Source organism: Sulfitobacter sp. BSw21498, from assembly GCF_006064855.1.
GTDB lineage: Bacteria > Pseudomonadota > Alphaproteobacteria > Rhodobacterales > Rhodobacteraceae > Sulfitobacter.
The window spans coordinates 1,340,610-1,353,841 of the sequence record NZ_CP040753.1; the positions used below are offsets into that span (position 1 = coordinate 1,340,610).

The following is a 13,232-nucleotide window of genomic DNA, read 5'->3' on the forward strand; positions in this document are numbered from 1 at the left end:
GCCAAACGCTCTCTTAGTTTAAGCCGCAATTGGTTCCAAAAACCCTGGCGACGGACACCAGAAACCATGCGATCGTTACGCTTTTCCCGCTAAGTCTAACGCGCTTTCAAACTCTCGTTTGATAAGTTCGAAGTCTTCAATACCGACGGACACGCGGATCAAGTTATCTTCGATCCCGAGTTCGAGGCGTTCATCCCTCGATAATTTACGGTGTGATGACACCGCTGGCATGATGACCATTGTCGCCACATCGCCAAGCGTTGGGCCGTAAGCAATGTTTTCACATCCGCGCAGAAAGGCGTTTGCATGTGCTCGCTCCCCTTTCAGGACGAAACTAACCATCGCCCCGTACCCCCCAGAGATCATTGACGACGCCAGTTGGTGATCTGGGTGTGTAGAAAGTCCGGGGAAGTGAGTCTGTTCAACCATGCTGTGTCCGTCAAAGAATGCGGCCAACTTGTGGGCATTTTCTTGCGCCTGCCTGAACCTAAGGTCGAATGTGTTTAGCCCACGCTCTGCCATCCAACAGTTGTAGGGGCTGGCGTTCAAACCCATGGTCGCGATCACATCGCTAATTTTGTCCAAAAGGTCGGCATCTATACCGCCAAGATACCCCAAGTTCAGATCGCTATGGCCTGAGAGCATTTTTGTGACCGAATGCATGACCAGATCAGCGCCTTGATCCAAGGGGCGAAACCCTGTGGGCGTGGTGAAGGTATTGTCGATTAACAGCAAGGCTCCGACAGCTTTGCAAGCTTTCACCAGCTCGGCGAAATGGGTCACACGCAGCATCGGATTAGACACAATCTCCGCCAACACAATGCGCGTTCCAGGCGTAATCGCTTGCGCAAAAGTGGCCGGATCGGACGCATCGAACGTGCGGCAAGGAAACCCCATGCGCGGCAGATCGCCCGTCACCATTTTCAAAGACCGACCATAGAGCTGCGAGGCGGCAGCGATGGAATCTCCAGCCTGCAAGAAAGACATAAATGTCGCCGAAATTGCAGACATGCCAGAGGCAGTCATGACACCAGCATTTGCGCCTTCCATCCATGACAGTTTGCTGGCCAAGGTATCCGCGTTTGGATGCCCCTCACGTGCGTAACCAAATCCTTTTACCTCGCCGTCATAGACTGACTGCAACTGATCCGCGTTTTCGTAGTGGTAGACAACAGACGGCGACAAAGCAGGCACAAGAGGTTCACCCAAGTTTTGGCGTATCGTCCCGCGCCGTACAACCGAGCTATGTGAGTTTTTCATCGTCCATGATCCTATTACGTATCGCAGTGAGCTTTTTGCCTCTCTACTGATAGCGGACATTTGTGCACAATGCCGCATTCGTCGAAGTGGGCTCAGAGCAGCCTTGCGGCGATGCAGCGAAAGATCTCATGCAATACTGGGGTGGATGTCGGCTTCCTCTGCCTCGGCAAGTATAGGGCGCGCCTGCGGCGAAAGACCGGTTTCCGCCCTTTCTGACGCGCCCGCGCGAACGGCCTTATGCGGGCGTGTCCCTCGAAAGAGCCACGCGACTTTTCTGCATTTTGGTTCTCCCGTTAAATCAAGTCCTCAGTCAACGTTAAATTATAACAGACTTTCGCGGCCGATGGCTGCTACTTAAGTTTTCAAAATCATGCACTGTGGCATGCAGGGCAGTGAGACAGAACGACAATGAGTACCTAAGGTGATAGGGCAGCGAACTATATGACGTCAGGTGAAAAACAGGCGATTTTGCGCGCAATCCCCAAGCTATTTGCCCGCTGGCAGATGACAGAGCAACAGTCGTCTGATCTTCTCGGTGTCTCTCGTAAAATTTGGAATAGGATCCGGGCTGGACACTATGAAGAGCCGCTCACCGAGGACCAAGCTTCGCGCGCACTTGCGCTTATAGGGATACATGTAGCGCTCCGCATGATTTTCACTAAGCCACGGTGCTATAACTGGATCATGCGCAATAACCGCGCCCCGCTTTTTGCGGGCCAATCTGCCATGGATGTTATGATTGCGGGAGGACTGCCCGCAATCATCCGCGTACGTCAATACCTCGAAAGTGAACTAGCAGGGTGACAAAGAGGGTCTCGTACAGCCTATGAAACTTCTGAGACCCTGCGTTGTTCTTCACTGTTCGTTGAATATATCGGTATGGCGGTCCACAACTGCTACAAGTACAAGATCGGCGTTGACCAGTTTCGTGTCCTCGTTTCCAGTGTCCATGAGCTGGGGCAAAGGTGATGTGGTAAAAAAATTTTCTCAGCAATCATACTTTCCTGCAGAGCTCTGCGGCGGCCAATCGCCTTGGCTCGAGCCTGATTCTAGTCCTGAGATGGCTGAAGATTGGTTTGAGAGGCGCAGGAGAACGGTAGGCGTCGACCGCGCGGCTTCATGCCAAAAGTGACGTTATATAGTTACCTTAGGTGGGTCGTGTCGGCAAAAAAGTACCAATATAAGATACATTGTAGGTTTTTTCAGGCCATTTATTTGCAGGCCATTTAAAAGAAGAATGTTAAAAGACGTTAAACATGCCCGTCGCAAAGACCCTCATCATACTGCCTTTGACATTTAATCTCGAATAGCTGCTTTAGGTCCGCTAAAAATGTCTGACGTCAGCGCCTATGGGGCTAAATAACGTTATTTGCTAAGAGAGGGTTTGTTGCTCATCGTAGCCACTGAGGAGTGGACGACGAGAACGACAACGGAGAGCCTTGGCGAGAAGATCGTCAAAGACATCAAGCGCGCCACGCGTAAACATTATTCACCTGAAGAGAAGATTCGGATCGTTTTGGACGGCTTGCGTGGCGAGGACTGAGGCGCTGAATAGCCCCTAGATTTGTAGACGCATTGCTTGGTAATTTTGGAACCAAGGAGAGACGGATATGAACAAGGGAATACGGTTTACGGACGAGTTCAAACAGAATGCCGTAGCGCAAGTTGTTGAGCGTGGATATGCGGTCAGCGAAGTGGCTGAGCGACTGGGGATTAGCACCAAGTCGCTGTACACGTGGAAGGCACAGTTTGCGAAGTCACCACAGGTCAGATCAGAAGTTGCTAAACAAGCGGCAGAGATCGGACGATTGAAGCGTGAGTTCGCACGGGCCACTGAGCAGCGGAAAATCTTAAAAAACCGTTCCGGGTTGGTGCCCGCCTGTGCGCGGTAGAAACCGGTCCTGCTATCGTTGCAAAATGAAGGGGAGCGGCCGTTAGCTTATTGGTGGTCCGTCTGAGGGAGGAACCCCATTAAAAATCGTGGTCCATGGGTTGATGCGAACTCGAGAGTGGTGACGCTGTCTTGGCAGTGATCCCGATTAGGAAGATGACGGATTTGCGTAGCCCACGCCCTTCTGCTGCCAACAGGAGGATAGACAATGGCAAAGCAAGAGACTCGCCAAAGGCTAACAGACCGATCAACCAATAGCCATAAAGCCCCAGAGGCTGGATCGACGGCAGAAGTTCGTTAAAATACGTTTACATCGCACCCTCTCCTAAGCCTGAAAGACACTGGGGCGTCGCAAGATTACTTGCTATAAAAGGCCCGTAATGAAGCGATCGACACGTGTCCCCCGCACATAAAATGATGGCAGCAGAACGGCTGCAAATGCGCCTGTCAAAGCGCCTCCAAGGACATCACTGGCATAATGGGTGCCAACGTAAACCCGCGAGATCGCGACGGTGAGTGCAGCCAAACCAAACCAGAAAGCACGTTTTGGCATGTTGCTAACCGCAAATGTCACCGCGATTGCAAAGGCTGCTGTTGCATGATCGGAAGGAAACGAAGGATCGGCACTTGGGGCGATCAAAAGATCGCTTATACCAGCGGCATAGGGGCGAACCCGATCTACAAAAATCAGGATGATCTGGTTGAAACCTAAACCAAGAAAAAACGCCAATCCGGCCTGGACCAGCACATGCCGGGTGCCTTGTCTGTCCGGCCTTGCCCACCATTGACAGGCAACCGCCAGAACAAGCAGCGGAATGCCTGCGGCGGAGACCCAGATCATCGCGGTATCAAGGAACAAGGTCTGCCCCGCGATACCGTTGATCAGTTTTGTAACGGCTAAATCGAGGTCATTCTGCGTCATCTTGCTCTCACAGCCCCTGATTAGCGTCGAAAACACGTTGCGAATAATCCGCGAGCGTTTCTTCGCAAGAAGTCATACGTTCTGATGCAGTTGTCGCTAACGGAGCGCCGTAGAAATCCAGATTTTTGATTTTTTCGATCCAGCTTTGAAGCTTTTTGAGGTCGTTGTCCTCTTCTTCAAGCTCGGCGTAGGTGAACTTTTCTATCGCTATTTCCTTGGCAATTTCAGCCTCGAATGCATCGCATTTTCCGATAAACTCACGATACTGATCATCACGATCTGCCTTGAATCGCGCGATAACCTTGTCTTCTTGAGCCTGATTCAATGACTTCGTTACCAGAAGAACCGTCTCGCCACCCATTTCAGCAGCATCATTTTCGAGCATTTTGAGTTGGCGCATGTGCTCCTTGGTCTCAGGCAACAGGCACACACCATTCTGAAGGTATACCGCGCCCATACTCTTGAGCTTTCGCCACAGCGCGACACGCCTGGCAGCTGGTTCCGGCGGAACCTTGTAGGTCAGTAGAATCCAAGTCATTTGTTCCATGGTGTCAGTTTAATGTTACGGTCGTTACATTTCAATGTCTGACTTAAGCTGCACTTATTGCGTATGACAAAAGTAAGGATTTGTGACACCGGCAGAAGCTGCCGTTTTAGGAGGGCTACCGAAAGCAACCGTTGGCGCAGCCGCACCCAAAGCTCGCTTTGTCCGCACACCGGCGTTTTAGCCGACAAGATACTGCGCTCTATGCGAATGGCCCCTATGACGGGCCGAACGGAATTTTTAAGTGGTGACGAGTGACCGTTAAGGCCGCTTGTGAAGACTGCTCAAGTGTTCGATTCTAGTAATTGCGAAATCGCTGCTCGTCGCGTCGAATACTTCCCGTTGGCTTTTGGATTTGGGTTAACCCCTCCATCGGCAGGTGGTCAATAACAGCCGCGCCTCAGTCAGGAGCAGGCGGAAAGTCAGCTACGATCCGAAGGCCAGGTTGATTATCTGAAACCATAAGTTCGGCGGAATGAAGCTCAGCGATCGCCTTGCACAGGCTCAAACCCAGCCCGTTGCCCCCACTCGTTCGGCTTTTTTCGCCGCGGTAAAAGCGCCTGAACACCTTTTCGCGGTCTTCGCGGGCAATCCCGGGCCCAGTGTCAGCAATGCATAGCACGGGCGCTCCATTCGAGAATGAGGCCTCCATACATATTGTGGTGCCTTCCGGTGTGTGTCGGAGAGCGTTTTCGACAAGATTGGATATCAACTGCATCAAAAGATCAGAGTCGCCGAGAACGAACAGAGGCTGATCCGATATCTTCAATTGGAGTTGCTGGCCAGCGTCCTCTGCGGTTGGTTCGAAAGCGTCGTAAACATTGATAACGAGGTCACGCAGATCAGTTCGGCGAAACCTTTCACGCCTGTCCCCCGCTTCTATCTGAGCAATCCGCAAAAGCGCATTGAAGGTATTGATGATGTCCTCGGTCTGGGCCAGCGCGATACCAGCTTCATTTGTGTCTACGACTTGTTGATTGGTCATTTTTTCCAACCGTTGACGCAATCGCTGCAACGGTGTGCGAAGATCATGCGCGATATCGTTGGAAATTTGGACCTGACTTTCCATCAGGTTTTCAAGCTTTTCAAGAGTATTATTGATACTCTTCGAAACACGGTCCAGATCGTCATTCGACGTTTCATCTATCGGTATACGCGCGGCGAGCTTGCCTTCCGCGACTTCTTCCATCGTTGTCGAAATCGCTTCGATCCTTTGCTCTGTAAGGCGGCCGACCCAAACACCCGCGAACGACCCAATACCCATGATCAGAATGAAACCTGACACAAGACTTATTCCGAGAGCTTCAAGAACTTCAGCAATGACGTGATTTCCGGTTCCTTGAACAAGAGTATATTGGCCGAATTTTTCTTCAATGATCCAGTAGCCCGAAATCTCTTCCTCATGTTCCCCGACGATGAAAACGTTTTCGGCAGAAACGTATCCACGCTGCTCCTCTCCGTCGATTTGTGTGATGTTACCCGCCAAAACCGTGCCATCTGGCCCAAGCAGCTGGAATATGCGTGCGTTTTCAAAGTTCACCCGCGCCATCACATCGACACTTTTGACCAAGTCATCGATACCGTTTTCTTCAAAGATTTCCAGCAAGATTTCCCTGTCGGAATTCATTTGATCGTGTAGCCAGTCACGCACCTCATAGTTGGAAAACCAATAGGCCCCAACGAATATCACGGCCGACAGTACCGAATAAAGAAATGCAAACTGAAGCGACAGCCGCAGTGATGTTCGGCCCGACTTAAGCATGCATGCTATACCCAGAGCCGCGCACAGTGTGGATCAATTGACGGTCAAACGACTTGTCGATTTTATTTCTTAAGCGGCTGATGTGGGTTTCAACGACATTGGTCTTGGGGTCAAAGTGAAAATCCCACACGCCTTCCAGAAGCATCGTCCGCGTCACGACACGTTCGGCATTTCGCATCAGAAAGACAAGTAGCCGAAACTCACGAGGTTGCACCTGTATTGTAATCCCAGCCCTGACAACAGTGTGTTTGATTAGATCGATCTCAAGGTCAGCAAGTTGCAGTTTTGTCTCTTCGGCCTGCATAGGAGGCCTGCGCGCCAATGCTGTTAGGCGGGCCGAGAGTTCTGAAAAAGCAAAGGGCTTGACCAGGTAATCGTCTGCACCTGCTTCCAGCCCATCGACCCGATCGTTGATGCCGCCCATGGCGCTCAAGAAGATGATTGGCGTGGCGACGTCAGCGCTGCGAATTGACTTGACCAGTGACAAGCCGTCGAGACCCGGCAACATCCGGTCAATAACCATAACATCAAAATCGCTGTCCAGCGCGCTGAGAAATCCGCTTTTGCCGTCGGCAGCGTGCTCGAACACATGCCCAAGCTCCCTCAGGCTAGAGCAGATGTAGTCTGCTGTTTCTTGGTCATCTTCCACGATCAGGACACGCATGGGGCTCACCTTCAAATGTTCCCACTAGATTACCTCCAAACTATTCGATCCGCCATGGGGCCAACATTACCAATCGGTATAGACGCGACCACTAGCGGGTCAGATCGGCTGTCTTACTCAAAACCAAGAAGTTTCAAGAGGACGACATGGTCACGCTCGATACCAATATCCCGGTTCAACACCGTTCGGTTAGCTTTCGAGGCACTTTCGGGCTCACGATTCAAGATCGCCGGTTTCTGATCGCCGCAATATTTACGCTATTGGCAATTCGCGTGCTCTTTATGCTGTGGTTGCCATTCACAGACACAACAGAAGCACGGTATGCTGAGATCGCGCGGAAAATGATCGAGACGGGCGATTGGATCACCCCCCAGTTTGACTATGACGTACCATTCTGGGGAAAGCCGCCGCTACACACGTGGTTTTCTGCGTTCGGCATGCAGATTTTCGGCGTCGGCGGATTCGGAGCACGGATCTTCATTTTACTTTCAGGGTTGTCCGTTCTTGGCCTGACGGGCGTGTTCATGAAGCGCCATGTTGGTGCGGAACAGGCACTGGTGGCAGTTGTCGCGTTGTTCTCGTCCGTATTGTTCTTCGGTGCCTCGGCCTTCGTTATGACCGATATAGTCATGACACTTGGTATAACGTTGAGCATGGTCGCCTTTTTCACTCAAGCAACCGATCAAACCGGCCAAAGAATATGGGGCTATCTGTTTTTTGTCGGGTTGGCCGTCGGTCTGCTGGCAAAGGGCCCAGTGGCACTTTTATTGACGCTGATGCCAATCGGTTTGTGGATACTCATCGGTCGACGGTGGTCGAATGTTTCGGCGTTGCCTTGGCGTACGGGCATGGCATTGCTTTTGGCACTAACTCTGCCTTGGTACATTGCCGCCGAGCTGAAGACGCCGGGTTTTCTGCGCTATTTCCTTATCGGCGAACACTTCGAGAGATTTACCGTATCGGGCTGGCAAGGAGACCTATACGGCTCGGGACATGCGCGGGCGAAAGGCCTGATATGGCTTTACTGGATCGCTGCGTTTTTACCATGGACCCTGTTTGCAGCGTGGCTTGTTTGGCCCGTAAAAAAGATCGCCAGGGTTGTTAGGGAAGATACGCGCGGCTGGCACAGTTATCTTTTGCTATGGGCTCTGGCACCAATGCTGCTCTTTACGCCAGCCGCCAATATTCTTGCCGCTTATACCCTCCCTGGAATGCCGGCCGCCGCCCTCCTGCTGGTGTCGCTTTGGTCGTCGGTTCAAGGACCCCCTGGGCGCGCTGCAAGGACGATGTTCGGCGTCTCCGTCGGTGTAGTGACAGCACTGTTTGCCACCATCACCTTATTGTCGAAAGTTGCGCCGGAGGCACTGAACCTGAAGTCGCAGCAGGCTCTGGTCACACAAGCTTTAGAGATCGACCCACTGATGCGCTTCTCATATTGGGGCGGCAGAAGTTATTCCGCGGAATTCTACACCGCCGGTAAAGCGCAGGCGATCACAGATCTCGGTGGGCTTGTAGCGCTTGCCTCAGATGACGTGAGAGACGCCGTCGCCGTGTCGCCTGGTGCCCTTGACCAAGTCTCTTCGACGCTCGGTCAACGATTTACAAATCTCGGCAAATTTGGACGAAACTTCCTCTTTGTAGAGGCGGGTATCACAGGAGAAAAACCATGAAGTTGGCCGCTATGCAGATGCACGACGTACGAAAAGTAGCCAGCCCAATTAGGGTGCCCGACCTCTCATTCGTTATCCCTGCGTTTAACGAAGAAGAGAACATCGCAGAGACCATCCGACGCGTCGATACCGAAGCCCGTAGCTTAGTGCGTTCCTATGAGATCATCGTCGTGGATGATGGCAGTTCGGACAGCACCTTCCAGCACTCCAAGGCCGCCGATCGCGACGTTCCAATAAGGGTTATCCGATTGTCGCGAAATTTCGGCAAGGAACAGGCGATCATGGCTGGGCTCGAGGCGTCGACAGGCGCGGGGGTTGTCATTCTTGATGCTGACCTGCAAGAGCCTCTTTGCCACCTCGCAAGCATGATGCAGCACCGTGCCGAAGGGTTCGAGGTGGTTTATGCTGTGCGAGCCCATCGAGACGATGAACCATACCTAAAACGTCTGTTCACCCGCGTTTTCTACAAGTTGCTCAATCTGGGCACCGAAGCCAGCATTCCAGAGGATGCCCGGGATTTTCGCTTGATGGACCGGCGGGTTGTCGATGCGCTGTGTGATCTTCCGGAACGCAATCGGTTCATGAAAGGGCTATATGGCTGGGTTGGCTTCCGGACCAAAGCCATAGAAATCGAATTGGAACAGCGCAGAGGCGGTATATCCAAGTTTGGCTTTCGGGGCCTCCTAAAACTCGGTCTTACGGGAATGACTTCCTTCACCAACTGGCCTCTGCGTGTCTGGACGCTGATTGGCATGAGCGTCGCTATGCTCTCCATTGTCTATGGGCTCTGGATCGCCGCGAAAACCATGCTCTTTGGTATTGATGTGCCAGGCTGGTCGACGCTTGCAGTCGCTGTGTTCCTTTTGGGGGGCGTGCAGCTCATCTCTATTGGCGTGTTAGGTGAGTATCTTGCGCGGGTCTTCACCGAGGTCAAAGGGCGGCCTGGCTTCATCATCGCGGAAATCCATAACCATATCGAAGCCGAGGGGTAATCGTGTATCAATTCCTGAAATTCGGGTTTGTAGGAGCCATTGCAACGTTGGTGCATATGCTGATTGGGGTGACGCTTGTTCACTCTGGATGGCCTGCACTTGCAGCAAACCCGGTCTCGTTTGTAATCGCATTTGTCGTCAGTTTCATGGGGCACTACGGCTTTTCTTTCTCCAACCAAGAAAAAGAGATTGCCACATCGCTAAAGCGATTTGCCGTGGTGGCATGTGCGGGGTTTGTCGTTAATGAAACCTTGCTCGCCGTGCTGATATGGTCGGTGCCTCTACCCCATATCGCGTCTCTGGTCGTATCGACTGGCGTTGCGGCTCTCGTGACATTTTTTGCCAGCCGGAATTGGGCGTTTCGGCGGTTGCATAAAGACCATGCCTAAACACTGTGCCTCGGCAATCGCGCTCTGCGGTTGCCGCGGCGAAGCTATTTGCAGAAACCTAGTTCTGAAGTGTGTGACTGTGTATTCTAGGCGACGGCACGGCCGTGTTGCCTGCCTTCGGTCGTTCTGGGTGCCTGGTTTGTCTGGATGTATCCCGAAATAGGTTCGCCCCGATTTCTGCAGCGCCGAGACGACTTGGGGCTCAATCACTGTTGGGATAGGTCTTTCGACGCATTTCAAGAACGGTCAAATAGATCACGACCAAGTCGATTACTGTAAGCAATACCAGCATCCCGCCGCCAATCGAGAACCATTCAAAGACCTGATACACAACGAAGGCCGCAAGAATGGCAATCGCAGCGATATCCGCCCATTTTGCACCGTAGAGCAATGCCGCCACCACGCCGATGTGCAGCGCGCCATGTGCCGTAAAATATGCGGTATAAAACGATAGGTCAGCTTGGGGGATCGAACCCGCCAATGACATGATCTTTGTGGCTAGAAAGTCTTTTGGATCCTGACTGAGTTCGGCCTTGAAAACCCATTCGGCGAATTTGGGCAATTGCTGCGTTGCGCCAAAGACGATTGCTGCAGCTGTTGCAAGCTGGAACAGGCCAAGAAGCCCTTTTGCAACGACCGTTAGAAGAAACAGCTGATGAGATGTAGCTTCAGTTCGTTTATCAAAAAGTATCACATTGCCGCTCCGGGTAATCGCACAGAATTCTTGGTAGACTAGTCGCTCAGACCTTGCCGTACCACCATCATGAGCCTCAAAAACTGCCCTGCCGTAACATCGCTACATCTTATTAAAAACGGCCTGCTTTCGTTTCCGGAAGCAGGCCAGTCGAGGCAGGTTACGTGTGGCGTATGGTTATTCCGGGATGCGCTCCAGTCCATCCTTAGAGCGCGTCATGTACATGATCGTCGCGGCAATCGCGGCAAAGAATATCAAGCTTGTGATAACTGTGCCAAGACCGATCCCACCGTTTGCGACGGGCTGGGATAGATAGTCACCAAACGAAGCCCCCATGGGTCGCGTAACGATGTATGCCAGCCAAAAGGCAAGAATACCGTTCATCTTGCCCGTGTAGTAAAGTCCAGCGATAACGGCGATGACAGTGGCATACATCACCCCGGAAAGAAGGTACCCTGCGCCCAGACCCTCTGCAAGCTGGTCACCTGCGGAGGTGCCAAGTGCAAAGGTGAACAGGATAGCAAGCCAATAGAAGGCCTCGCGCCGGAACGTGTAGATCGAGTGGATCGACAGTGTCTTTTCGACCGCATACCAGACCGCGAAAGTTGCAGCGAGCGCTGCCGCGAACATCAGTGTTATCGGCGTAAAAGACCATCCAAGGTTGTCAATGAAGTTGTCGGTAATCAACGTACCGACAACACTGACAAGCACCACGGTCGACCAGTATATCCAGGGTACGTATCTTTGCTGCTGGAACTGGAAGAAGAGTGCGATGCCGAGGAAGGCGGACATGATCAACGAAGTATTGGTCAGACCCAATCCCAAGTTGCTTGCAATCAAATCGGCAGCAGTTTCGCCCACTGTGACAGCCAACAGTTTCACCAGCCAAAAGTCCCACGTTACTTGCGGTACCCGGTTGTATATTGTCTCACCGGTTGTTGCGTCGATCATCGAATGAGCGTTACCGTCGCTCACCTGTCGTGCTGAGGTTCGTGCCATTGGATTAGATCCTTTCAAAAGGGCATCAAATCCGAAGCCGACACCTCACCTTTTATTAGTCCTTCGCGCCGACATCTATGCGGGCTGGATTTGGGTCAGGTCGGTGCCGAATTCGATAGGATCACTTATGGCGCGCCGGTGGTTACCATGACCTTCGGAACAGCATACCATTTGGTAATCTCCGATATATGGCGACAAAAGTCTTTCGGCGCGGCATATGTGCTCGCGGATCTATTCCAGAGTAAAGACTTTTTAGTAGCAACACTGATCAAATCGATGGAGGCTGCTGACCTTGTTGCATTGCATCATCTTCGGCCGCGTCAGCTGCCGCAGCGCTCGTGTCCGCACCGTTGGACGTCACTGTCACACTCCGTTTTGCGAACTCGATACCATTTTCAGCAAAAGCTTGCTGAAGAAGGCGCAACATCTCACGGCGCATGACGAACTGTTCGCCTGGAACGGACATGAACTTAAGCCGAACCATAAGCCCAAATAGATCGACGTCGTCGATACCCTGAAACTTTAGTGGTTCAAGGATATAGGGTCCGAACTCGTCCTCTTCCATGATCAAAGCGGAAACCTGTTTGACGATTTTTTTTACTTTCAACACATCAGTATCGAGCGGTAGTTGGAACTGGAATTTCACGATGACCCAATCTCGGCTATAGTTCGTGATGGAAGGAACAGCACCATAGGGGATTGTATGCAGCGCGCCGCGATGGTGCCGAACCTGCATGGATCGGAGGGAAAGGCGCTCGACCGTACCACGAAGATTGCCGACTTCGACATATTCACCGATGCGAAAGGCGTCATCGATCACATAGAATATCCCGGCAAGAATATCCTTCAGCAGGCTCTGTGCCCCAAGCCCGATCACAAGTCCCATAACGCCAGCTCCCGCAAGCATGGGACCCAGATCTACTCCGGCCTGAGACAGTGCGATCAAACCAGCTAGCAGTATCAATGCACCCCAAAGGACACCTTGAACAAGTGAAATAACACTGATGGCGCGGGACGCCTTCGCCGGCCGACCTGTCCCAGCGGAGACAGTTTCACTGTCTTGCGTAAGTTGACGCTTCAAAAGCGCCGAAAATGAGATAATGCCCGTTCCGCCGATACTCAGAACCAGCAGCACCTTCGTCAATGGCGTCAGCACTTTAGTCTGGCTATCGAGCAAAAGGTCCCCAAACTGAAACTCCAGAAATGCCAAGACAGCAAGCACAACAACAAGGCTGATCCAGCGTGTGTGCCGTTTCATAAGTGTGAGTTCCCGTTTCTGCATATGGTTGCGTGGCCTAGGGTAAATGGGATGCCTGATGACCAAGATGTTGAGGTGGTTTCCAGTTAAAACTATCACTTCACCACGAAGAAGGCTCAACAAATTTCAGATCTTACCAAAAGGTAATCTCATGGCAATGCGAAGCTGCGAGTGTAGTGTTAATGGC

12 protein-coding genes are annotated in these 13,232 nt (G+C 52.1%); 4 read left to right on the forward strand and 8 right to left on the reverse strand.

What is annotated here, in order from left to right:
• Positions 1–75 precede the first annotated feature (75 nt).
• Entirely contained in the window at positions 76–1,260 is a 1,185-nt protein-coding gene (locus E5180_RS06560) for a trans-sulfuration enzyme family protein (RefSeq protein ID WP_171048909.1), read from the reverse strand.
• A 1,610-nt stretch (positions 1,261–2,870) separates the two neighbouring features.
• On the opposite strand from E5180_RS06560, the gene E5180_RS06565 reads away from it, so the two are divergent.
• Positions 2,871–3,152, forward strand: a complete 282-nt coding sequence (locus E5180_RS06565; protein ID WP_138923675.1) for a transposase — start codon at positions 2,871–2,873, stop codon at positions 3,150–3,152.
• Between the two features lie 363 nt (positions 3,153–3,515).
• Here the strand turns inward: E5180_RS06565 and E5180_RS06570 are convergent, their stop codons facing one another.
• The 4 genes from E5180_RS06570 to E5180_RS06585 all read right to left on the reverse strand — a co-directional run bounded on the left by E5180_RS06570 (position 3,516) and on the right by E5180_RS06585 (position 7,043).
• Entirely contained in the window at positions 3,516–4,073 is a 558-nt protein-coding gene (locus E5180_RS06570) for a phosphatase PAP2 family protein (RefSeq protein WP_206338734.1), read from the reverse strand.
• Between the two features lie 7 nt (positions 4,074–4,080).
• Positions 4,081–4,620 carry a Chromate resistance protein ChrB gene (locus tag E5180_RS06575; protein ID WP_138923676.1) on the reverse strand — a complete coding sequence of 180 codons (540 nt, stop codon included), beginning with the start codon at positions 4,618–4,620 and terminating at the stop codon, positions 4,081–4,083.
• Between the two features lie 397 nt (positions 4,621–5,017).
• Positions 5,018–6,379 (reverse strand): sensor histidine kinase, encoded by a 1,362-nt coding sequence (locus tag E5180_RS06580; RefSeq protein WP_138923677.1) that lies wholly within the window; start codon positions 6,377–6,379, stop codon positions 5,018–5,020.
• Complete coding sequence (locus E5180_RS06585) at positions 6,372–7,043, reverse strand: winged helix-turn-helix domain-containing protein (protein ID WP_138923678.1); 672 nt, start codon at positions 7,041–7,043, stop codon at positions 6,372–6,374. The genes E5180_RS06580 and E5180_RS06585 overlap by 8 nt, the downstream gene beginning before the upstream one ends.
• 146 nt (positions 7,044–7,189) lie before the next feature.
• Here E5180_RS06585 and E5180_RS06590 point away from each other — a divergent pair, with 146 nt between their 5' ends.
• The 3 genes from E5180_RS06590 to E5180_RS06600 are packed head-to-tail and all read left to right on the forward strand — an operon-like array spanning position 7,190 to position 10,094.
• Positions 7,190–8,713, forward strand: coding sequence for an ArnT family glycosyltransferase (locus E5180_RS06590; RefSeq protein WP_138923679.1), 1,524 nt, complete (start codon positions 7,190–7,192; stop codon positions 8,711–8,713).
• Complete coding sequence (locus tag E5180_RS06595) at positions 8,710–9,705, forward strand: glycosyltransferase family 2 protein (RefSeq protein WP_206338735.1); 996 nt, start codon at positions 8,710–8,712, stop codon at positions 9,703–9,705. Before E5180_RS06590 ends, E5180_RS06595 begins: the two co-directional genes overlap by 4 nt.
• A 2-nt stretch (positions 9,706–9,707) precedes the next feature.
• Positions 9,708–10,094 carry a GtrA family protein gene (locus tag E5180_RS06600; protein WP_138923680.1) on the forward strand — a complete coding sequence of 129 codons (387 nt, stop codon included), beginning with the start codon at positions 9,708–9,710 and terminating at the stop codon, positions 10,092–10,094.
• 202 nt (positions 10,095–10,296) lie between these two features.
• Here the strand turns inward: E5180_RS06600 and E5180_RS06605 are convergent, their stop codons facing one another.
• The 3 genes from E5180_RS06605 to E5180_RS06615 all read right to left on the reverse strand — a co-directional run bounded on the left by E5180_RS06605 (position 10,297) and on the right by E5180_RS06615 (position 13,045).
• The gene (locus tag E5180_RS06605) at positions 10,297–10,788 is read right to left on the reverse strand and encodes a DUF2127 domain-containing protein (protein WP_171048910.1); all 492 of its coding nucleotides are present in this window, start codon (positions 10,786–10,788) and stop codon (positions 10,297–10,299) included.
• 177 nt (positions 10,789–10,965) lie between these two features.
• On the reverse strand, positions 10,966–11,787 hold the full coding sequence (locus E5180_RS06610) for a COG4705 family protein (RefSeq protein WP_254700550.1): 822 nt from the start codon (positions 11,785–11,787) through the stop codon (positions 10,966–10,968).
• A 268-nt stretch (positions 11,788–12,055) separates the two neighbouring features.
• Positions 12,056–13,045: a mechanosensitive ion channel family protein gene (locus E5180_RS06615; protein WP_171048911.1), complete on the reverse strand. Its 990-nt coding sequence runs from the start codon at positions 13,043–13,045 to the stop codon at positions 12,056–12,058.
• Positions 13,046–13,232: the final 187 nt, after the last annotated feature.

Coding starts and splice junctions, on each gene's coding strand:
- E5180_RS06560 (WP_171048909.1), bottom strand. CDS start 1,260: ATGAAAAACTCACATAGCTCGGTTGTACGGCGCGGGACGATACGCCAA.
- E5180_RS06565 (WP_138923675.1), top strand. CDS start 2,871: ATGAACAAGGGAATACGGTTTACGGACGAGTTCAAACAGAATGCCGTA.
- E5180_RS06570 (WP_206338734.1), bottom strand. CDS start 4,073: ATGACGCAGAATGACCTCGATTTAGCCGTTACAAAACTGATCAACGGT.
- E5180_RS06575 (WP_138923676.1), bottom strand. CDS start 4,620: ATGGAACAAATGACTTGGATTCTACTGACCTACAAGGTTCCGCCGGAA.
- E5180_RS06580 (WP_138923677.1), bottom strand. CDS start 6,379: ATGCTTAAGTCGGGCCGAACATCACTGCGGCTGTCGCTTCAGTTTGCA.
- E5180_RS06585 (WP_138923678.1), bottom strand. CDS start 7,043: ATGCGTGTCCTGATCGTGGAAGATGACCAAGAAACAGCAGACTACATC.
- E5180_RS06590 (WP_138923679.1), top strand. CDS start 7,190: ATGGTCACGCTCGATACCAATATCCCGGTTCAACACCGTTCGGTTAGC.
- E5180_RS06595 (WP_206338735.1), top strand. CDS start 8,710: ATGAAGTTGGCCGCTATGCAGATGCACGACGTACGAAAAGTAGCCAGC.
- E5180_RS06610 (WP_254700550.1), bottom strand. CDS start 11,787: ATGGCACGAACCTCAGCACGACAGGTGAGCGACGGTAACGCTCATTCG.
- E5180_RS06615 (WP_171048911.1), bottom strand. CDS start 13,045: ATGAAACGGCACACACGCTGGATCAGCCTTGTTGTTGTGCTTGCTGTC.